The organism is Sphingobium sp. B10D7B, from assembly GCF_025961955.1.
Lineage (GTDB): Bacteria > Pseudomonadota > Alphaproteobacteria > Sphingomonadales > Sphingomonadaceae > Sphingobium.
Genome location: NZ_JAOQOQ010000001.1, coordinates 1,543,071 through 1,562,152, shown reverse-complemented (window position 1 = coordinate 1,562,152; position 19,082 = coordinate 1,543,071). Strand labels below are relative to the sequence as shown.

At 63.8% G+C, this 19,082-nt stretch carries 14 protein-coding genes; 1 reads left to right on the top strand and 13 read right to left on the bottom strand.

Going from position 1 to position 19,082, the window contains the following annotated elements; genetic code table 11:
* The first annotated feature begins 215 nt into the window (after positions 1-215).
* Positions 216-2,927 carry a DNA gyrase subunit A gene (gene gyrA / locus M2331_RS07345; protein ID WP_181559671.1) on the top strand — a complete coding sequence of 904 codons (2,712 nt, stop codon included), beginning with the start codon at positions 216-218 and terminating at the stop codon, positions 2,925-2,927.
* 50 nt (positions 2,928-2,977) lie between these two features.
* Here the strand turns inward: gyrA and alr are convergent, their stop codons facing one another.
* From alr to M2331_RS07280, 13 genes are all read right to left on the bottom strand, one after another.
* Entirely contained in the window at positions 2,978-4,024 is a 1,047-nt protein-coding gene (gene alr / locus M2331_RS07340) for an alanine racemase (protein ID WP_181559670.1), read from the bottom strand.
* An 84-nt stretch (positions 4,025-4,108) separates the two neighbouring features.
* Positions 4,109-6,796, bottom strand: a complete 2,688-nt coding sequence (locus M2331_RS07335) for a TonB-dependent receptor plug domain-containing protein (RefSeq protein WP_181559669.1) — start codon at positions 6,794-6,796, stop codon at positions 4,109-4,111.
* Positions 6,797-7,172: 376 nt separating this feature from the next.
* Positions 7,173-8,363 (bottom strand): non-hydrolyzing UDP-N-acetylglucosamine 2-epimerase, encoded by a 1,191-nt coding sequence (gene wecB / locus M2331_RS07330; RefSeq protein WP_181559668.1) that lies wholly within the window; start codon positions 8,361-8,363, stop codon positions 7,173-7,175.
* Positions 8,364-8,512: 149 nt separating this feature from the next.
* Positions 8,513-10,189, bottom strand: a complete 1,677-nt coding sequence (locus M2331_RS07325; RefSeq protein ID WP_181559667.1) for a formate--tetrahydrofolate ligase — start codon at positions 10,187-10,189, stop codon at positions 8,513-8,515.
* An 87-nt stretch (positions 10,190-10,276) separates the two neighbouring features.
* Positions 10,277-11,143: a methylenetetrahydrofolate reductase gene (locus M2331_RS07320; RefSeq protein ID WP_181559666.1), complete on the bottom strand. Its 867-nt coding sequence runs from the start codon at positions 11,141-11,143 to the stop codon at positions 10,277-10,279.
* Between the two features lie 92 nt (positions 11,144-11,235).
* On the bottom strand, positions 11,236-12,651 hold the full coding sequence (ligM, locus tag M2331_RS07315) for a vanillate/3-O-methylgallate O-demethylase (RefSeq protein ID WP_181559665.1): 1,416 nt from the start codon (positions 12,649-12,651) through the stop codon (positions 11,236-11,238).
* A 345-nt stretch (positions 12,652-12,996) separates the two neighbouring features.
* Positions 12,997-13,539, bottom strand: a complete 543-nt coding sequence (locus M2331_RS07310; protein ID WP_181559664.1) for a VOC family protein — start codon at positions 13,537-13,539, stop codon at positions 12,997-12,999.
* Between the two features lie 13 nt (positions 13,540-13,552).
* Positions 13,553-14,269, bottom strand: a complete 717-nt coding sequence (locus M2331_RS07305) for an alpha/beta fold hydrolase (RefSeq protein WP_181559663.1) — start codon at positions 14,267-14,269, stop codon at positions 13,553-13,555.
* A gap of 18 nt (positions 14,270-14,287) precedes the next feature.
* On the bottom strand, positions 14,288-15,301 hold the full coding sequence (locus tag M2331_RS07300; RefSeq protein ID WP_181559662.1) for a zinc-dependent alcohol dehydrogenase family protein: 1,014 nt from the start codon (positions 15,299-15,301) through the stop codon (positions 14,288-14,290).
* Between the two features lie 50 nt (positions 15,302-15,351).
* Entirely contained in the window at positions 15,352-16,110 is a 759-nt protein-coding gene (locus M2331_RS07295; RefSeq protein ID WP_181559661.1) for a glutathione S-transferase family protein, read from the bottom strand.
* A 12-nt stretch (positions 16,111-16,122) separates the two neighbouring features.
* Positions 16,123-16,872: an SDR family NAD(P)-dependent oxidoreductase gene (locus M2331_RS07290; RefSeq protein ID WP_181559660.1), complete on the bottom strand. Its 750-nt coding sequence runs from the start codon at positions 16,870-16,872 to the stop codon at positions 16,123-16,125.
* 27 nt (positions 16,873-16,899) lie between these two features.
* On the bottom strand, positions 16,900-17,367 hold the full coding sequence (locus tag M2331_RS07285; protein ID WP_181559659.1) for a protein tyrosine phosphatase family protein: 468 nt from the start codon (positions 17,365-17,367) through the stop codon (positions 16,900-16,902).
* Positions 17,368-17,424: 57 nt separating this feature from the next.
* Positions 17,425-18,939 (bottom strand): aldehyde dehydrogenase family protein, encoded by a 1,515-nt coding sequence (locus M2331_RS07280; RefSeq protein WP_181559658.1) that lies wholly within the window; start codon positions 18,937-18,939, stop codon positions 17,425-17,427.
* Positions 18,940-19,082: the final 143 nt, after the last annotated feature.

Genomic DNA, 19,082 nt, shown 5'->3' with positions numbered 1-19,082 from the left:
AATTGAATGTCGCTATAACCACGGTTCCGGAGCTTGTCATGAGGGCGCGATGCCGGTTGGCATGGGAAATCCGCAAGCCGTCGCGCTCCCGCCCCCATTCGGCTTCGACCGGTTCGAGGCAGCGTGCAATTTTGCCCTTTTCTCTGGCCTTTTCTGCAGTCGCGGGCTAGTCACACCGCTTCGAGTTCCCACCACGTAATCATAAGAGAAAACGCTTGAGCGACGAGACAATCCTCGCCGAACCCTCGGATATCAGCCCGATCAACATCGTCGATGAGATGAAGTCGAGCTATCTCGACTACGCCATGTCGGTGATCGTGTCCCGCGCGCTGCCGGATGTGCGCGACGGGCTGAAGCCCGTGCATCGCCGCATCCTGTTCGGCGCCCACGAAATGGGCTTCACCTATAACAAGCCCTATCGCAAATCGGCCCGCATCGTCGGCGACGTGATGGGTAAATATCACCCGCACGGTGACAGCTCGATCTACGACGCATTGGCACGCATGACGCAGGATTGGTCGATGCGCGTGCCGCTCATCGACGGCCAGGGCAATTTCGGCTCGATGGACCCGGATTCACCCGCGGCCATGCGCTACACCGAGGCGCGCCTTGCCAAGGTCGCCAATGCGCTGCTCGACGATCTCGACAAGAACACGGTCGATTTCCTGCCGAACTATGATGGCAGCGAGAGCGAGCCGCAGGTGCTTCCTGCCCGCTTCCCGAACTTGCTGGTCAACGGCGCGGGCGGCATCGCGGTCGGCATGGCCACCAATATCCCGCCGCACAATCTCGGCGAAGTGCTGCGCGCCTGCAAGGCGTACATGGATAATGGCGCGATCTCGGCTGAAGAGCTGATGGAAATCGTGCCGGGTCCGGACTTCCCGACCGGCGCGCTCATCCTCGGCCAGTCCGGTGCCCGCTCGGCTTACACGACTGGGCGCGGATCGATCATCATGCGCTCGCGCCATGTGATCGAGACGTTGCGCGGGGACCGTCAGCAGATCGTCCTCACCGAAATTCCGTTCCAGGTCGGCAAGGCCGGCCTCGTCGAAAAGATCGCCGAGGCGGCAAAGGACAAGCGGATCGAGGGCATCTCGGACATTCGCGACGAATCCAACCGCGAGGGCGTTCGCGTCGTCATCGAGCTGAAGCGCGATGCCACGGCGGATGTGGTGCTCAATCAGCTGTGGCGGCACACGCCCGCCCAGTCGAGCTTCCCGGCCAATATGCTCGCCATCCGTGGCGGACGGCCCGAGCTGCTGACGCTGCGCGACATCATCGAGGCGTTTGTGCGCTTCCGTGAGGAAGTGATCACGCGCCGGACAAAGTTCGAGCTGGCGAAGGCACGGGACCGCGCCCACATCTTGCTCGGCCTCGTCATTGCGGTCAGCAATCTTGATGAAGTCGTGCGCATGATCCGGGGGGCCAGCAGCCCGGCGGCGGCCCGCGAGGCGCTGCTGGCGCGCGCCTGGCCGATCGGGGACATCGCGCCCTATCTCAAGCTGGTCGAAGCGGCAGATGATGAGCCCTCGGGCAGCGTCTATCATCTGTCGGACGCCCAAGTTCGCGCCATTCTCGATCTGCGCCTGCACCGGCTGACGGCGCTTGGCCGCGATGAGATTGGCAATGAGCTCAAGGGGCTGGCTGACGCGATTGCGGGCTATCTCGAGATTCTCGCCAGCCGCGTTCGCCTGTTCGAAGTGATGCGCGCAGAGTTCGACGCGATCGAAGCCGAATTCGCGACGCCGCGCCGCTCCACCCTCGCCCCTGCTGCCGACGGCATCGAGGATGAGGACCTGATCGAGCGCGAAGACATGGTCGTGACCGTGACCATGTCCGGTTACATCAAGCGCACGCCGCTCGATACCTTCCGCGCCCAGAACCGCGGCGGCAAGGGCCGCGCCGGCATGGCGACCAAGGAAGAGGATGTCGTTACCGAGCTGTTCGTGACCTCCACGCACACGCCGGTGCTGTTCTTCTCGACGCTGGGCAAGGTCTATCGCCTCAAGGTCTGGCGCTTGCCGGAAGGCGGGCCGGCCACACGCGGACGTCCGATGGTCAACCTGCTGCCGCTGGCCGAGGGCGAGACCATCCAGACGGTGCTGCCACTGCCGGAAGATGAGAATGAATGGGCGCAGCTCCATGTCATGTTCGCCACCGCCAAGGGCAGCGTGCGCCGCAACAGCATGGATGCGTTCGCGAATATCCCCTCGAACGGCAAGATCGCGATGAAGTTTGAGGGTGAGGACGCCGACGACCGCCTGATCGGCGTCGCGCTCCTCAGCGAAGAAGATGACGTGCTGCTGGCCTCCCGCCAGGGCAAGGCGATCCGCTTCCGCGGCGATGATGTGCGCGAGTTCCAGAGCCGCAACTCCACCGGTGTGCGCGGCATGACGCTGAAGGAAGGCGACGAGGTCATCTCCCTCTCCGTGCTCCAGCGTGCCGGTATTCAGGACATGGAAGAGCGCGAGGAGTATCTGCGCTTCGCGCCATGGAAGGGCGAGAAGGAGGGCGAGCCGAAGATGGCCGCCGACCGTTTCGAGGCGCTGCGCGCCCGCGAGCAGTTCATCCTGACCGTCTGCGCCAATGGCTATGGCAAGCTCTCCTCGGCCTTCGAGTATCGCCGCACCGGGCGTGGTGGCCAGGGCATCACCAACATCGACAATATCGAGCGTAACGGCCCGGTCGTGGCGAGCTTCCCGGCGACCCGCGAGCATCAGCTCATGCTGGTGACTGATCAGGCCAAGCTCATCCGCATGGGGCTGAGCAGCCTTCGGGTGATCGGCCGTGGTTCTGCGGGCGTGCGCCTGTTCGACGTGGCGCAGAACGAGCATGTCGTGAGTGCCGCGCGGATTGAGGAAAGCACGGACGAGGTCGAGGCGGACATGCCGGCGGCCGAGGGCGAGGCCTCCGACACCGCAGAATGAGGAACAGGCCCGTCAGCGTTGCCTTGAGCGCGCTGGCGGGCGGTTCATGATCAGACCCAGCGCCGCTCGAACCGCTGGCCCAGTCCGGTCAACAACTCATATTGCGACAGACCGGTGTGCGCTGAGGCGGTGGGCAGATCATACGCTACCTCCAGCCAGTCCCCTTCCTCCAGATCCGGTGCCGCGCTGACATCGACGGCGATCAGATCCATGGAGACGCGCCCCAGCAGCGGCAGCCGCTCTCCGCCATGGAGCATCGCCCCTCCCCCGGCAAAAGCGCGCAGATAGCCGTCTGCGTAGCCAAGATTGACGATCGCCGTCTCGACGGGCGCCTTCGCGGTGAAGGTCGCGCCATAGCCCACTGTTTCGTCAGCTTCGACCCGGCGCCGCTGGAGGATCTGCGCATGGGGACGCACGACCGGGCGGATATGGCCGGTCGCAGCTGGTGTCGGCAGGCCGCCATAGAGCGCGAGCCCGGGCCGGGTCAGATCGAAAGCGTAGTCGCTCCCAAGCAAAATGCCGGCGCTATTGGCCAGGCTGTAGCGCCGCGCAGGCACCTGCTGCCGCACGGCCTCGAAGCGCGCGCACTGCACCGCGTTCAGATCGGACATTTCATCGGCGCAGGCAAGGTGGCTGCAGAGTGTCTCGATCTCCAGCCCATCCAGCACGCCAGAGCCAAGCTCATCGGGGCGCAGGCCAAGCCTGTTCATGCCGGTATCGATCATGACATCGCACGGGCCGCCGCCTGCAGCTTTCCATCGGGCGACTTGCGCGGCGCTGTTCAGCACCGGCCTTGCCGGTGCTGTCAGCGCAAAAGCCAAATCTTCCGCGCGCACCCCGTGCAACACACTGAGCGATGCGCCTTCCAGCAATGGCAGCAGAGCCGCCGCTTCCTGCCATGTCGCGACGAAAAAATCCCGGCACCCGGCGGCCAGCAGATGCTGAAGAACCTCGGTCGCGCCCAGGCCGTAGCCATTGGCCTTAAGGGCTGCCCCGCAGGCTGCCGCCCCACTCTGCCCTGCCAGCCAGCGCCAATTGGCGATCAGCGCGTCACGATCCAGATGCAGGGCCAGCGGCGATGAGGGACAGTCGATCATGTCGGCGGGGTAGCGCGCTCGCCCCTGCCCGTCGAGAGCAATCCGGCCACCCGCGCCCTACTGGAGGGCGCGGGTGACATCGGGTCAGAATGCCTTGCGGACCGTCAGCGAGACAAACCGGCCGAGTGGGTTCGCCACAGTCGAGTCATAGACCTGATTGTTGGCGATCGCCGCGAAGGGTGGCGCGGCGTCGAACAGATTGAGCGCACTCAGCGAGAAGGACAGGCCGCTCAGCACGCCATCCGCCTTGGGCACGTCGTAGGTCAGCGTCAGATCGACCGTCGTGTAGGAGTCGACGGACTGCGATGGCGCGATGGTGCCCACCGTGTTGGTGTAGGCATTGGTATAGTTCACGAACATCGTGGCGCCGAAATTGTCGCCCCGCCACCCGAGATTGGCGCGGCCCCGGAACCGCAGCGGGAAGTTGGCGAGGTTCAGCCGGTCCACTGTCGGTGAGGTCGGGCCGGTCGCCCGTCCATAGCCGAGCAGATAAGTGCCGGAGACGCCGATATTGGCCGATCCGCCGCCCAGATCGAATGCATAGTTGGCCATGAAATCCAGCCCGTCCATCTTGATGCGGCCAACATTGTTGCGGCGGGCATCGACAATGGCATCGACATCCGAGGCTGCAATGATCGCCGGCGGCGCCCAGGGCAGATTGTAGATCGCGTTCACCTGCGCGACGGTCGGGTTGAAGGTCACGAACGGCGCGTAGGCCGGGTCGGTGAAGACCTGCACGCTGAAGACCGGCGCGGTCTCGATGACGTCCTTATAATCGATGTTGAAGTAGTCCAGTGACGCGGTGAAGCCGCTGTTCGGCGGGGTGAACTTCACGCCAACCGACCAGGTCGTGGCCTTCTCCGGCTTGAGATCGGCATTGCCGCCGACATATTCGATCACATTGCCGAACGGGCCGAAATTGGGGATCGAAAACACCGTCGCCGTGCTGGCGGGATTAGTATCGGACAGCGTCGGCGCCCGGAACGAGGTGCCGTAGCTGGCATGAGCCGAGACGCCCGGCACCGGATCGTAGCGGATGCCGAACTTCGGATTGGTCGTGCCGCCGACGTCGCTATAGTGATCATAGCGGCCGGCAATGTTGAGTTCGAGCCGATCAATGCCCGGCATGGCATTGGCCGCACCGACCAGCGGCACGTTCACCTCCGCAAAGGCCGACCAGACGTCGCGAGAGCTGGCCGTATCGCCAAAGAGGTTGATCTGCGAGAGCGATGGCCCGTTGATATTCTCGGCAGCGGTGTTGCGGTAATAATCATGGTGGAACTCGCCGCCCACCGCCATGCGCACCGCGCCGCCGCCGATGTTGAACAGCGCACCGTCCGTCTTCACGTTGACGAGATCGACCGTGTAGAGGCCGGTCACATCGAAGAAGGCGACGAGCTTCTCGATCTGGTCGCGGCTGTTCTGCCCGGTCCCGTAGACGTTCAGGGCCGTCGCGGGGTTGGAATCAGCCAGCGCGGCGGAGAGCAAAGCGGTGTTCAGGAAACCGTCCGTCTTGGCGCCGCCTTCCGTGGCGCCATGGGAGCCGTAGATGGAAAGCTGCCAATTGCCATCCAGCGAATAGTCGAACCCGGTCGCCAGCTGGTATGAGCTTTCGTAGATGTTGCCCTGGATCGGCCCATATTCGTTGAAGGCATATTCGACGATCTGCGAGGTCTGCCCCGGCGCGAACTCGATGAAATAGGGATTGCTGCTCGGTACGGGCGTCGCGGCGCCCAGCGTCAGAGACCCCGCGCGCTGGTTCAGGGTCCGCTTGGAGTAGAAGCCGCTGGCCCACATTTTGAGGCCGGGCGTCAGTTCCTGATCGAGGCGGCCAATGACGCTCCAGCGCGTGAGCTGGGGCAGAAGATCATTGTTCACATAGCTTTGCTGGAAATTGGGCGTCGTAGACAGATTCGCCGGTGTCAGATTCTCGCCGCTGCCCCCCGGAAGCCCATAACGGGTGAAGGTCGCGGGATCGATCACATTGCCCGGCGAGCTGGTGAACGCGCAATTGTTCAAGCCGCCAAAAGCACGCTGATCGCACTGGAACAGCTCGGCGCGATCTTCTTGGCGCAGGCGGCTGTGGTAATAATAGTCACCGGCAATCATCACCGAGCCGGTGTCCCACTTCTTACCGAGAATGGCATTGCCCTGCCATTCGTCATAGCCATCGGCAAAGCCGTAACGCGCGCTGGCCTCCAGACCGTCGAAGTTGCGGCGCAGGATGAGGTTGGCAACGCCCGCGACAGCATCCGAGCCGTAAGTGGCCGAAGCGCCGTCCGCCACGATGTCGATCCGTTCGAGCGCAATGGCCGGGATCACCGAGGCATCGAAGAGCTGGCCGGCAACACCGCCCGGAGGGGCGCGGCGCCCATCGAGCAAGGTGAGCGTCGCCTGCGTGCCGAGGCCGCGCAGGTTAACGCCGTTGGCGCGGGTGCTGTTGAGCGTCGCGCTGTTGACGTTGGTGCCCAGCGTGGCTTCGCCCGGCCCCAAGGCGGACACCTGCGGAATGGTCTTGAGGATATCCGATGTCGTGGCCAGCCCCGTATCGCGGATTTCCTGCTGACCGACTGCAATCACCGAGGAACCCACCGGCGCAACCCCGCGCAACTGGGTGCCGGTCACCACAATGTCAGCGGTGTTCGCGGCATCATCCTCGGACTGATTGGTCTGTGCGGTGCCCGTCTGAGCGCTGACACCCTGCGACGCAACAAGCGCAGCAAACGACACGAAGCCAAGCGCAGATGCGCGCCGGAAGCCATTTTTGGCCATGATCCTCCCCAATATGACAGCGCGATCGGCCCTACTGTCGATCGTCAATATCGGCTTACGAAAATGAATACACTTTGTCTAAACATTTTTGCAATCGATTGCTCAGACAAATGCAACTGCTTTAGATTAGGTCGGATTCTGCTGGTCGATCGTTGGGTAATCCGCTCTTTCCTGATGACTGAGCGAAGGAGAACAAATCGAACTGCGTCGAAAGGAGATGTCGGCGATTCTAATCAGTCTTGCTCTGGCAAGCCCGTAGAAATCGCCGATAAACGCGATTCAGGCCGTTCGCCCGGCTTCGACGATCACTCGCACGGCATAGACTCCGCCGGGTTTTTGCCCGGTCGCAGGCGAGATCATGATGCCAAGCCGCGCTCTATGGCGCGCTGGGCACGTGGGAAACCGATTGCAGGTTTCCGAGGCTGGGCACCACCACCCATCGCGCTGCGGCTTCTTCGGCCAGCACTGCCGCGATGCGCGCGGCGGCTTGGCCATCCCCGAAAGGACTATGGGCATGGGCCATGGCGGCATAGGCCTGCGGGTCGTCCAGCAACCGCGCGACTTCGGCGACGATGCGATCGGGGACGGTGCCGACGAGCCGCGCGGTGCCTGCCTCGATGCCCTCTGGCCGTTCGGTCGTCTCCCGCATGACCAGCACGGGCTTGCCAAATGTGGGCGCTTCCTCCTGGATGCCGCCACTATCCGTCAACACCAGGGAGGCTGCATCGAGCAGGCCCACAAATCCTGGATAATCCACCGGTTCAATCAGCGCGACATTCTCCAGGTGGGAAAGCGCGGGCTCCAATGTGGCGCGGACCTGTGGATTGGGATGGACCGGCCAGATGATAGCCACATCGTCGCGCTGGGCGACGGCGCGGATGGCGGCGGCAATGTTCGAGAGCCCCTGCCCCAGATTCTCCCGCCTGTGGCTGGTAACGATAACGATCCGGCACCCTGAAAAACGCCGCAGCACGGGTGCGATCGAGCCCGCCAAAAAAGGCTGCTCCCGCAGCCTGCCCTGAGTCGCGAGCAAGGCATCCACCACCGTGTTGCCCGTCACGATGATCCGCCCTTGGGTATGCTCGGCTTCCAGCGCTGCCGCCGCCCCCGCCGTCGGGGCAAAGTGCAGATTGGCCGCGCAGGCGATGATGCGGCGATTCACCTCTTCGGGCCATGGGTTGTAAATATCGCCGCTGCGCAAGCCCGCCTCGACATGCCCAACCGGAATGCGGCGGTAATAAGCCGCAAGGGCAGCCATCATTGCGGTCTTGGTATCGCCGTGGACCAGCACCCTGTCGGGCCGTTCGGCGTCGAACACGGCGCCCAAGGCGAGGATGAGCCGCGCCGTCAACGTGTCGAGCGTCTGATCCGGCGCCATGATGTCGAGATCGAAGTCCGGCACAATCCCGGCAAGATCGAGAACCTGGTCGAGCAACGCCCGATGCTGTGCGGAAACGCAGACTTTTGTCTCGATCTGCGGTAGAGATTTCAGCGCATCATAGACAGGAAACATCTTGATGGCTTCGGGCCTCGTGCCGAAAACCAGCATCACTTTATAGCGCACCATCGTTCGCTTGCCCCCCACAGACAAGGACTGTCTAACCGATGGTTAATACGCGGTAAATACTTGTTAACCGGAAAAGAAAATGGCCCGCCAGCAACGCCGACGGGCCAATCTCAAAGCAGGAGGCCGCTAGCCTCCTTCATCTTAATTGATCAGAACAGACCTTCGATCTGACCCTTGTCGTCCAGACGGATGAAGTCCGCCGACGGCGTCTTGGGCAGGCCGGGCATGCGCATGATGTCGCCGCACACCGCGACGATGAACTCGGCGCCTGCCGACAGGATCACGTCGCGCACCGGCACGACGTGGTTGGTCGGCGCACCGCGCAGGCTCGGGTCGGTCGAGAAGCTGTACTGCGTCTTGGCCATGCAGACCGGCAGATGCCCATAGCCATCGGCTTCCCAGCCCTTGAGCTTGTTGCGCACGCTGCTGTCGGCCGTCACTTCGCTGGCGCGGTAGATGCGCTTGGCGATCGTGTCGATCTTGTCGAACAGCGAGAGGCCGTCCTCATAGATCGGCGCGAAGTTGGACGAACCGCCCTCGGCCAGGGCGACAACCTTGCGGGCCAGCTCTTCTGTGCCCTTGGAGCCATTGGCCCAGTGGCTGCACTCGACCGCTTCGGCGCCAGCGGCTTCCGCGATCTCCTGAACGACGGCCATTTCCTCGGCCGTGTCGGTGACGAACTGGTTGATCGCCACGACCACGGGCACGCCGAACTGACGGACGTTCTCGATGTGACGGGCAAGGTTGACGCCGCCCTTGCGCACCGCGTCCGGGTTTGCCGTGCCAAGATCGGCCTTGTCGACGCCGCCGTGCATCTTGAGCGCGCGGATGGTGGCCACGATGACCGCCGCCGAGGGCTTCAGGCCAGCCTTGCGGCACTTGATGTCGAAGAACTTCTCGGCGCCAAGGTCAGCGCCGAACCCGGCTTCGGTCACCACATAGTCGGCGATCTTGAGCGCCGTCTTGGTGGCGAGCACCGAGTTGCAGCCATGCGCGATGTTCGCGAACGGTCCGCCGTGGATCAGCACGGGGTTGTTCTCGAGCGTCTGCACGATGTTGGGTTGCAGCGCGTCCTTGAGCAGGACGGTCATCGCGCCCGAGGCGTTCAGCTCGCGCGCCAGCACGGCCTTGCGGTCGCGGGTGTAGCCGGCGTGGATGTTACCGAGGCGACGCTCCAGATCCTTGAGGTCCGAAGCGAGGCAGAGGATCGCCATGACTTCCGACGCCACGGTGATGTCGAAGCCATCCTCGCGGGGGTAGCCGTTGGACACGCCACCGAGCGAGTTGACGATCGAACGCAGGGCGCGGTCGTTCATGTCCAGCACGCGACGCCATGCGATACGACGCGGATCGAGGCCGAGCTTGTTGCCCCAATAGATGTGATTGTCGATCAGCGCGGCAAGCAGGTTGTTCGCCGAGGTGATGGCGTGGAAGTCGCCGGTGAAGTGGAGGTTGATGTCCTCCATCGGCACGACCTGCGCATAACCGCCGCCGGCAGCACCGCCCTTGACGCCGAAGCACGGGCCGAGCGACGGCTCACGCAGCGCCGCAACCGTCTTCTTGCCGATGGCGTTCAGGCCGTCAGCAAGGCCGACCGTCGTCGTGGTCTTGCCCTCGCCTGCCGGCGTCGGATTGATCGCGGTGACGAGGATGAGCTTGCCATCCTGATTGCCTTGGACGCTGTTGATGAAGTCCCAGGACAGCTTCGCCTTGTACGGACCGTAGTTCAGCAGCGCGTCCTGCGGGATGCCGACCTTTGCGCCGACCTCGGCGATGTTCTGCATCTTCGCTTCGCGTGCGATTTCGATGTCGGAGCCTTGAGCCATGATTCTCCTAGCCTTTCCATGATACGGCCCGGAACGGGCCGACCGTCTTTGTCCGGAATTAATTGAGCGGCAGCGGACGCCGGAGCGTCAGATGCCCTGCTTGCCCTTGAAGTTCACGATCCACTCGTTGGTCTTCACCAGACCGCCGAACGGATAGAAATGGAGGTGGACCTTGCCATGTTCCTCGCCCAGCGCGGGGACGAGATCGGCGATCACCGGATCGGGACCGGCGCTGCCGATGAGGCTGGTGATCGAGAGGCCGTACTTCTTGACGACCTTGGCGGAGGTGCCGACGCCGCAGCGCGCGGCAAAGCGGAGCAGCGTCTTGATCGAGGCCGGGCCGGCAAGGCCGATGCGCACGGGGCCGTCAATGCCCTCGGCGCGGATCTGCTTGAGCCAGTCGAGCACCGGATCGGCATCGAAACCGAACTGGGTCATGATCGAATAGTCGATCCCCTGCTCCTTGAGCGAGGCAACCTTGTCATGCATCGCCTTGACGAGCTTTTCGTTGGTGATGTCGGGGTGACCTTCGGGATAGCCGGAAATGCCGACATGCTGGATGCCATAGTCCTTGAGCGTGCCCGAGGAGATCACGGCCAGCGCGTCATCATAGGGCCCAAGCGGTTCGGAGGGATCGCCGGCGATCACGAACACATGCTTGAGGTCGATCTGTGCGGCGAGCATGTCGAGGAAGCGGTTGAGGTCTTCCTTTACCAGCAGGCGCCGTGCGGAAATGTGCGGAACCGGCTTGAAACCGAGGTCCTGAATGGCCCGAGCCGCGCGGACGCGATCCTCGAACTCGGCACCCGGCAAAAAGGTGCAGGAAATGAGCGTACCCTGCGGGATCATGTGCGCGGCATTCTGCAGCGCTTCCACGTCCTTGGGCGTGATTTCGAGCGAGTAGTCTTCAAACAGCCGCGCCAGTGCGGTCTTGTCCAGGGTTGCCGTAGCCATGAAAAGTCCTCGCCTCGATTAGGGCTTACTGTGTTTTTAGAAGGTCGTCGGGGCGGCCACCCCGGAGGATGGCCGCCCGCAACGGATCAGGATCAGGCGTCGACGCGAGCGCTGCGCCAGCCGCCTTCGTACGTCTCGCGCGCGGTCACCGAATAGGGAACCGGGCTCACGACGGCACGAACAGCGATCTGCTTGTGCGGCTCGACGGTGGACTTGCGCGTGCCGCCATTTTCCTCGCCCCACAGGACCGTCAGCTCGGTGCCGACGGGGATCTCGTGATCGATGGTCGCGAGCGAAAGCGCGCGCTTCTCGTTGTACGAGTAGCCGGTGAACATCGAGATGCCGACCGTGTTGCCAGCGGCGTCGAGGACGGCGTCGGCATTGGTGTTGGCATAGTTGGCCAGCGGCAGGTCGAAGAACTTGTAGTGCGAGTCGGCGTCGGCATCGAACAGCGAACCGTAGATCTTCGCCATGTCGTCGCCGTTCCAGGCCAGCGTGACCTTCTTGCGCTGCGTCGAAGCGTCGAGGGCTTCAAGCGCTTCGCGGCCGATGAAGTCGTGGTCGAACTTAACGAACGGACCGTAACCGATCTCATAAGGATTGGTGTAGTAATCCTCGATGTTGTTCGAGACGAACGAACCGCCGATCGCGCCGGTGGCTTCGTAGCTCTTGGCCGGCAGCCACTCACGATAGGCCTTCAGCTTCTCGCCGGTGTAGATGGCGGGCAGCGGGCTCGGGATCCAACCGGATTCCAGCGTGTTCGAGGGATAAGCGCGCGAACCGACCTGCACCAGGCCGAGATCCTTGCCAGCCTCGACGATGGCGCCGCGGATGTCTTCCATCTCTTCGTACGGACCCCAGATTTCGAGACCCGGCGCACCGGCCATGCCGTGACGGAGCGTGCGCACGGAGCGGCCAGCGATGTTCATGGTGGACATGTTGAAGAAGCGGAGCTGCTCGAGCTTGCCGCCATGCAGCTTCTCGATCACGTCCCAGGCGTTCGGGCCCTGGATCTGGAAGCGCCAGTAGCTGCGGTTGACGGGCTTGCCCATCGGACGCGAAGGCGAACGGTCGTCATAGACGATCTCGACGTCGTAGCCGCCGGTCTCGGCATGGTACTGCAGCCAGTTGGCAGCCGGCGCACGGCCGACATAGCAGAACACTTCGGGCTCTTCCCAGAAGATGATGCCGTCGCCGATGACGTGGCCATAAGGCGTCACGGGCACATACTGCTTGGCCTTGTTGACTTCCCAGCCCTTGGGCGAGTTGATCATCGTATCGGTCAGGAGCTTGAGCGCGTCCTTGCCCTTGATGAACAGGTTGACCATGTGGTGCGACTGATCGAACAGCACCGCAGCGTTCCGCCAGGCCCACTGTTCGGAGCGCCAGTTGGAGAATTCCGGAGCAACGACCGGATACACATAGGCGCCGATCTGGCTGTTACGCAGCATTTCCACCGGATTGCCGGCGGCGTTGAGCACTTGCTCAAGATTGGTAGGGTTGGACATCAGAGAGCCTCTCCATTTGGATCGCGAGAAACAAGGGTCTGCGTTCGACGAGAACGTCGAATCGATGGACGGGCGGAACATACGAAATTTTGTATGTTACACAAACGAAAAATTGGAAGGCCGCCCAGACCCTCCGGCGCAGAAATTAGCGAATTGATAGGGATTTATCACCTCGCAACGGCGTCAAAAAACTACGCCTTCATGCTGCAGCAGCGAACCAGTTTCCGGCCCCATCGGAGCCGGCTCCCACGGATCGCCGGTTCATGCCATTTCCACGGCGGGCGGTATCAGGCACCGCGATGTTGCTGCGCAATATGATTGAGGCCGCGCGGGGCCTAAACCGGCTCACAGGAAGGGCCGGACGGGGTCGCGGCCATCCCAATCCTGCGTCTGCTCCCAAAAGGCGGTGAAGCCGGCATCCATGCCCGCCGTTGCCGGAATCAGCTCGACGAAGCCCGGCGCGCCCGGCCCACCCTCGAAGAACGCCACAGAGCCACCGGTCGGAACCGGCGCCCGCTGGACCAGTGTTTCCCTACGGGCTATCCGGCGCGCTACCTCGTCCTCGATGTCCTCGCGCGCGACGCCAAAGTGATGGAAGCCGTAGCCCACGCGATCGATCGTCTCCTTGTAGACCGACGGATGGTCATCGAGAGGCTGGATCAGCTCGATATTGGTCGAGCCGGCAAAGCTCATCGCGATGGCGCTGCTACTCTTGCAGGTCTCGCCGCGATAGACATGATCCGGTCCCCCGAAGCTCGGCAGGACGAACCAGGGACCGACGCCCGTCCGCTCGATCCACCAGTCGATCGCCTGATGGATGTCGCGGACCACATAGGCCATCTGGCAGATGGTACCGATGTCGCCGCCGAAGCCAAATTTCCTGGTCATCCGTCTCTCCTCTTCATTCTTGTTCTGCGATGGTCGCCAGAGCACCCGCGAGGGTTTCCGGCATGGACATGAACGGGCTGTGGTCGCTCTCGAGCGCGGTCACGCTGCGGCAAGGCAGCACGGCCTGCATCGCGCGTTGCACGTCCAATGAAAAGGTCCGGTCCTGCGCGCATTCGATGTAATGGCGCGGTACGCGGCCAAAGCGAGCCGCAGTGAGGCGCAGCGCGGTCCCGAATGGCCTCACCGGTTCGTCAATGAGCTGCACGGCCGACTGCCGCTGGTCCTCAGGACTGCACAGCTGGTAGAAGAATTCCGCCGCTGCCGCTGGATCGAACCGCAAGCCAAGGCCTGCATGGACCGGGCTGAGCGCGGCGCCGAAGCGGCCCGTCTCCATCGAGCGCCCGATCATGTCATAAAGGCTTTGCCCGTCGGGGATGAGCGCGCCGCTGATATAGACCAGCGCCGCGAACGCCTCCGGCGCCAGTTCGGCGGCCTGACTGGCGATAATGCCGCCGCGACTATGGGCACACAGGATCACCGGCTCAGCCTGGCGGCGGGCCTCCCCGACGATAAACTGCGCCCAGCCCTCCAGCGAGACCTGCGCCATGGCGCGCGCGTCGCCACCGGCACCCGGCAGGTCCGGCGCGATCATGCTGTGCCCGGCCCGCTCCAGGGGCGCGCGCAGGCGGTCGAAGCACGACCCGCTATGCCAGGCCCCGGGTATGAACATGAAGCGGGCCACGCGATCTCAGCGAACGTCGATCACCACCTTGCTGAAATGTTCCGAACCGCTGCCATGTGCGAAGGCCGCCTTGGCATCCTCGAATGCATAACGGGCGCCGATGACCGGCTTGATGCCGTTGACGTCAATTGCCGCAGCCAGTCGCCGCGCCATGCCGCGCGAGCCGACGAAAATGCCCCGCAGCGTCCCGCCGACGAACATCAGGCCCGACGGGTTAGGCCCGCCAATGGGATTGAGCACGCCGATCAGCGCAACCTCACCATTGTGGCGCAGTGCGGCCATGCTTTGCTGCGCCGTGCCTGCACCGCCGACCTCCACCACCTTGTCGACGCCGCCCATCGTGGTGGAGACATGCTGACCCCAGTCCTCGATCTCGCGATAGTTGATGAGATGATCGGCCCCCAGCGCCTTGGCGCGCTCCAGCTTGGCGTCGCTGGAAGAGGTGATGATAACCTCACAGCCGGCCGCCTTGGCGAGCTGCAGGGCGAGGATCGACACCCCGCCGGTGCCGAGCAGCAGCACGCGTTCGCCGGGTTTGACCGGCCGTGGGCCTTCAAACAGCGCATTCCAGGCCGTCACACCGGCGCAGGGTAGGCAAGCCGCCTCGGCATAGCTGAGCGACTTGGCGATGGGGACCACGCCCTGCTCCGGCAGAACGACCACTTCGGCGAGCATCCCGTCAGCGCCGGCCGCGCCGAGCGCGAGGCCCGCAGCCGGATTGGGCGGGCCATCGTCCCAGCTCTGGAAGAAGGTGCCGGCTACCCGGTCGCCAGGCTTGAACTGCGTCACGCCCGCACCCACGGCAATGACTTCGCCCGCCCCGTCAGACAAGGGAATGGTGGGGTTGGGCACCGGACCGCCGAGATAGCGCCCGAGCACCACCGCCTGATCGCGATAGTTGAGCGAACAGGCATGAACCCGGATCGCCACCTGGCCGGGACCGGGCGCGGGCTGATCGCGCTCGACCAGATGAAGATCGTCGATCGAGGTGGCCCCCGACGCCAGTTGCCATGCACGCATCGTCAAACTCCTTCAATCATCTCAATTCACTGTGTCGCCGGCTACAGCGTCTAGCGGTCGCCAGACCAGGTCCGCAGGCCCGGCGCGGTACGGTCTTCGCTGGCCAGCGCCTCGGCGACGGCCGGGCGCGCCTTCACCCGCTCGCGCCAATCGACGATCCGCGGATAGTTGGTCGTAACATCCAGCTCCGGGAACATCCGCTCCACCATCGCGCCGCAATGGCTGAAGAAATTGATATCCGCCGTCGTGTACATATCGCCGGCCAGCCAGGGCGTCTCACCAAGCTGGGCCTCGATCTTGCGCAGTGCATAGATGATCTTATCGGTCGCGTTGGCGAGGTCCGTCTCGGAAAAGCCAGAGCGCGCGGTCGCCCATTTCTTGCGCTGATCGGGGAGCGGAATATGCTCGAGCAACTTCTCGAACTCGCCATTCTCGATGTTGCGCGCGATCACGCCGACGAGCCGGTGCCAGCCATGCATGGAGACATAGTTCATGACATGCTCGTCCACAAACTTGTTCCAGTAGCGCACCTTGGTCTTGCCGAGCGGATCGTAGGGCATCAGCGGGACTTCGGGAAAGACGTCTTCCAGATACTCGTTGATGACGGTCGTGTGGGTGATCACGGCGCCATTATGGAGCAGCACCGGCACCTGCCCTTCCGGGTTGATCGCCTTGAACCAGTCCGAATGCTGCTCGAACTTGTGGAGATCGACGTAGATCGACTCATAAGCCAGCCCCTTCTCCTTCAATGGGATCATCGACTTGAGGGAATTGGCCAGTGGCTCGGCGTGGTAATATTTGAGCGTCATCCTGAGGGTTCCTTAAACTTCGAGCGTATCGAGCACGCCGCCATCGACTGCCCAGTTCTGCGCCGTCACATGACTGGCAGCCGGTGAAAGGAGGAAGCAGGCGACCTCCGCCAGTTCATCGGCGCTGCCCATCCGGCGCTGGGGCACGCGCTGATTGATGCGCGCGGCTTGCTCGGGCGGGATCAGGTCAAAGGCCGGCGTTTCGATGAAGCCGGGGACGATGCAGTTGCACCGCACACCCTGCGGCGCCAGTTCGACGGCGATGGCGCGCGAGAGCCCAAGTACGCCATGTTTGGACGCGACATAAGCCGGGTTCATCGCCATGCCGCGCTTGCTGGCCATCGATCCGGTGACGAGGATGCTGCCCTCGCTCGCTTCCACCATTCCCGGCGCGAGCGCCTGGATCGCCCAGAAGACGCTGGTGAGGTTGACACGGATCACCTCGTCGAACAGCCCGGGCGAATAGGCCAGCGCCGGCGCGAAGTTGCCCGCGAGCCCGGCATTGGCGAACAACCCATAAGCCGGCCCGAAATGCCCCACGGCCTCTGCCAGCGCGGCTTCAAGCGCGGCTTTGTCACCGACATCGGCGGCGAAGGCAGCGGCATGATCGCCAATGGCCCGGGCCTGATCGGCCAGCGCGTCCTTGCGCCGCGCGAGCATGGAAACCCTCGCGCCACGGGCGGCGAGCATCCGCGCCGTCGCCAGTCCTATGCCGCTGGATGCGCCCGTGACGATCACATGCCGCCCCGCAAAGTCTGTCATGGCCTCTCTCCTCTCCCTGCGCACCGTCTAGCGCGGCGCGATGATCTCGATCCACGGCCCCAGGCCCGGGCTGCTCCCGGCCTTCGCCGCGTCGGCAGGATCCCATATCTGCGTCATCAGCGCCCGCGCTTGTTCCTCGGCGACGCCCAGCACATCCCGGCGGTAGCGATAGACGAAGGCCGAAACGCGCCAGTTCATGATGCAGTGGATATGCACCGGCGCGTCATCGGCCTCCAGCGCCGCGACGAACGCCTGATAATGCTGCTCGGCCGGCGCATCGAAGGGGATGGGGATATGCGTGTAACGCAGCCCTGCCCCGGCCATCTCCGCGGCTTCATCCGGCAGGGCCTCCGGGTGACTATCCAGCGCGAGATTGATGACATGGCGCACGCCAATCTCGGCAAGGCGCGCAGGATCGCCCGACTGAAGTCGCCCGGACGTCGTGATCCGCGCATCGACGCGCAGAAAGTTCCGGATGTCGTCCGGGTCCGCCATGTCCTTCGACCGATCTCGCCCCCCTCCCCGGCTGAGGAGGGGGCGCTCATTTGTGGATCAAAGGGCGATGATGACCGATTTCAGCTCGGTATAGGCCTCGACGCCCTGACGGCCCTGCTCGCGGCCAAGGCCGCTTTCCTTATAACCGCCGAACGGCAGCGCGGGGTCGATCATCGAGTGGCAATTGCCCCAGATCGTGCCGGCCTTCAGCTTCGCGGCCAGCTTGTGCATGGCCGAGAGATCCTTGGTCCAGATGCCCGCCGCAAGGCCGAAGCTCGTGTCGTTCGCCTGCCGCGCGACTTCATCCAGATCATCGAAGCGCTGGGCCACGACGACGGGGCCGAAGATCTCCTCGCGCACCACGCGCATGTCCGGCTTCACGTCCACCAGCACGGTCGGGTTGACATAATAGCCGCCCTCGCTGGCCGGCGCATCGCCGCCGACGGCGACAGAGGCGCCCGCCTTCTTGCCGTCCTCGATATAGCCCATCACGCGCTGCATCTGCTCGTCGCTGACCAGCGGCCCCATATGCGCATCGGGATCGAGGCTGGCGCGCGGCTGCCAGAATGCGGAGGCTTCCACGAAGTTCTCCAGGACGCTGTCGAACACGCTCTTGTGCGCATAGAGCCGCGAGCCAGCGACGCAGACCTGGCCGGAATTGAAGAAGATCGCCTGCGCGGTGCCGGGGCCGACGACCTTGGGGTCGACGTCTGGCAGCACGATCACCGGCGACTTGCCGCCCAGCTCCAGCGTGACGCGCTTGAGGCTGTCTGTCGCAGTACGGTTGATGATCTTGCCCACTTCCGTCGAGCCGGTGAAGGCCACCTTGTCGACATCGGGGTGCCGCACGAGCCGATCGCCGGCGGTATGACCGTTGCCGGTGATGATGTTCACGACGCCGGCCGGAATGCCGGCCTCGGCGATGAAGTCGGCCAGGCGCAGCGCGGTGAGCGAGGTTTGCTCGGCCGGCTTGAGCACCACCGTGCAACCGGCGGCCAGCGCCGGGCTGATCTTCAGCACCGCCATCAGCAGAGGGAAGTTCCACGGCACGATCTGCGCGGCGACGCCAATCGGCTCGCGGCGGACATAGCTGTGGAAAGCACCGCGCGGCGCGGACATGGGCTCGATCATCTCGCCGCCCAGCTTGGTTGCCCAGCCCGCCATATAATGCATCATGCCGATGGCACCGGGCACGTCGATGGCACCGGCCATGCCCTTGGGCTTGCCATTGTCGATGGCTTCCAGCTCGGCCAGTTCATCCGCATGGGCGCCGAGAATATCGGCGAGCTTGCGCATCATCGTCTCGCGGACGATGGGCGGCAGGTCGGACCAGCGGCCATCGTCGAACGCGCGGCGGGCGGCTGCCACGGCCCGATCGACGTCGGCATCGCTCGCATCGACAAAGCGGCTGATTTCCTTGCCGGAGCTGGGATCGATCACGCCCAGCGTCTCACCGCCGGTGGAATCCACCCACTGCCCGTCAATGAACAGCTGCGGCTTGCGGGCGAGCGCCTTCTTGGCCGCTTCCGAATAGGGGAATTGCTCGAGCTTCACGTTGCTCATCTGGTTCATTCATCCAGCTCCTCTTTGAACCCGGCTCAGCGTGCCGGGCATATCATCTGCCCAGAGCGCTCCGACGCTTCTTGGCGGCGAAGGAACGCGCATGACCCAAATCATCGATCTCGACGACAGGTTTAGGACAAAGTCATGATGAG

What these genes read in the sequence shown, in the direction of transcription:
- M2331_RS07285 (WP_181559659.1), bottom strand. Translation starts at nt 17,367, where the DNA reads ATGGCGGACCCGGACGACATCCGGAACTTTCTGCGCGTCGATGCGCGG.
- M2331_RS07310 (WP_181559664.1), bottom strand. Translation starts at nt 13,539, where the DNA reads ATGACCAGGAAATTTGGCTTCGGCGGCGACATCGGTACCATCTGCCAG.
- alr (WP_181559670.1), bottom strand. Translation starts at nt 4,024, where the DNA reads ATGATCGACTGTCCCTCATCGCCGCTGGCCCTGCATCTGGATCGTGAC.
- M2331_RS07325 (WP_181559667.1), bottom strand. Translation starts at nt 10,189, where the DNA reads ATGGCTCAAGGCTCCGACATCGAAATCGCACGCGAAGCGAAGATGCAG.
- M2331_RS07295 (WP_181559661.1), bottom strand. Translation starts at nt 16,110, where the DNA reads ATGACGCTCAAATATTACCACGCCGAGCCACTGGCCAATTCCCTCAAG.
- M2331_RS07335 (WP_181559669.1), bottom strand. Translation starts at nt 6,796, where the DNA reads ATGGCCAAAAATGGCTTCCGGCGCGCATCTGCGCTTGGCTTCGTGTCG.
- M2331_RS07300 (WP_181559662.1), bottom strand. Translation starts at nt 15,301, where the DNA reads ATGCGTGCATGGCAACTGGCGTCGGGGGCCACCTCGATCGACGATCTT.
- M2331_RS07320 (WP_181559666.1), bottom strand. Translation starts at nt 11,143, where the DNA reads ATGGCTACGGCAACCCTGGACAAGACCGCACTGGCGCGGCTGTTTGAA.
- wecB (WP_181559668.1), bottom strand. Translation starts at nt 8,363, where the DNA reads ATGGTGCGCTATAAAGTGATGCTGGTTTTCGGCACGAGGCCCGAAGCC.
- M2331_RS07305 (WP_181559663.1), bottom strand. Translation starts at nt 14,269, where the DNA reads ATGTTCATACCCGGGGCCTGGCATAGCGGGTCGTGCTTCGACCGCCTG.
- ligM (WP_181559665.1), bottom strand. Translation starts at nt 12,651, where the DNA reads ATGTCCAACCCTACCAATCTTGAGCAAGTGCTCAACGCCGCCGGCAAT.
- M2331_RS07280 (WP_181559658.1), bottom strand. Translation starts at nt 18,939, where the DNA reads ATGAACCAGATGAGCAACGTGAAGCTCGAGCAATTCCCCTATTCGGAA.
- M2331_RS07290 (WP_181559660.1), bottom strand. Translation starts at nt 16,872, where the DNA reads ATGACAGACTTTGCGGGGCGGCATGTGATCGTCACGGGCGCATCCAGC.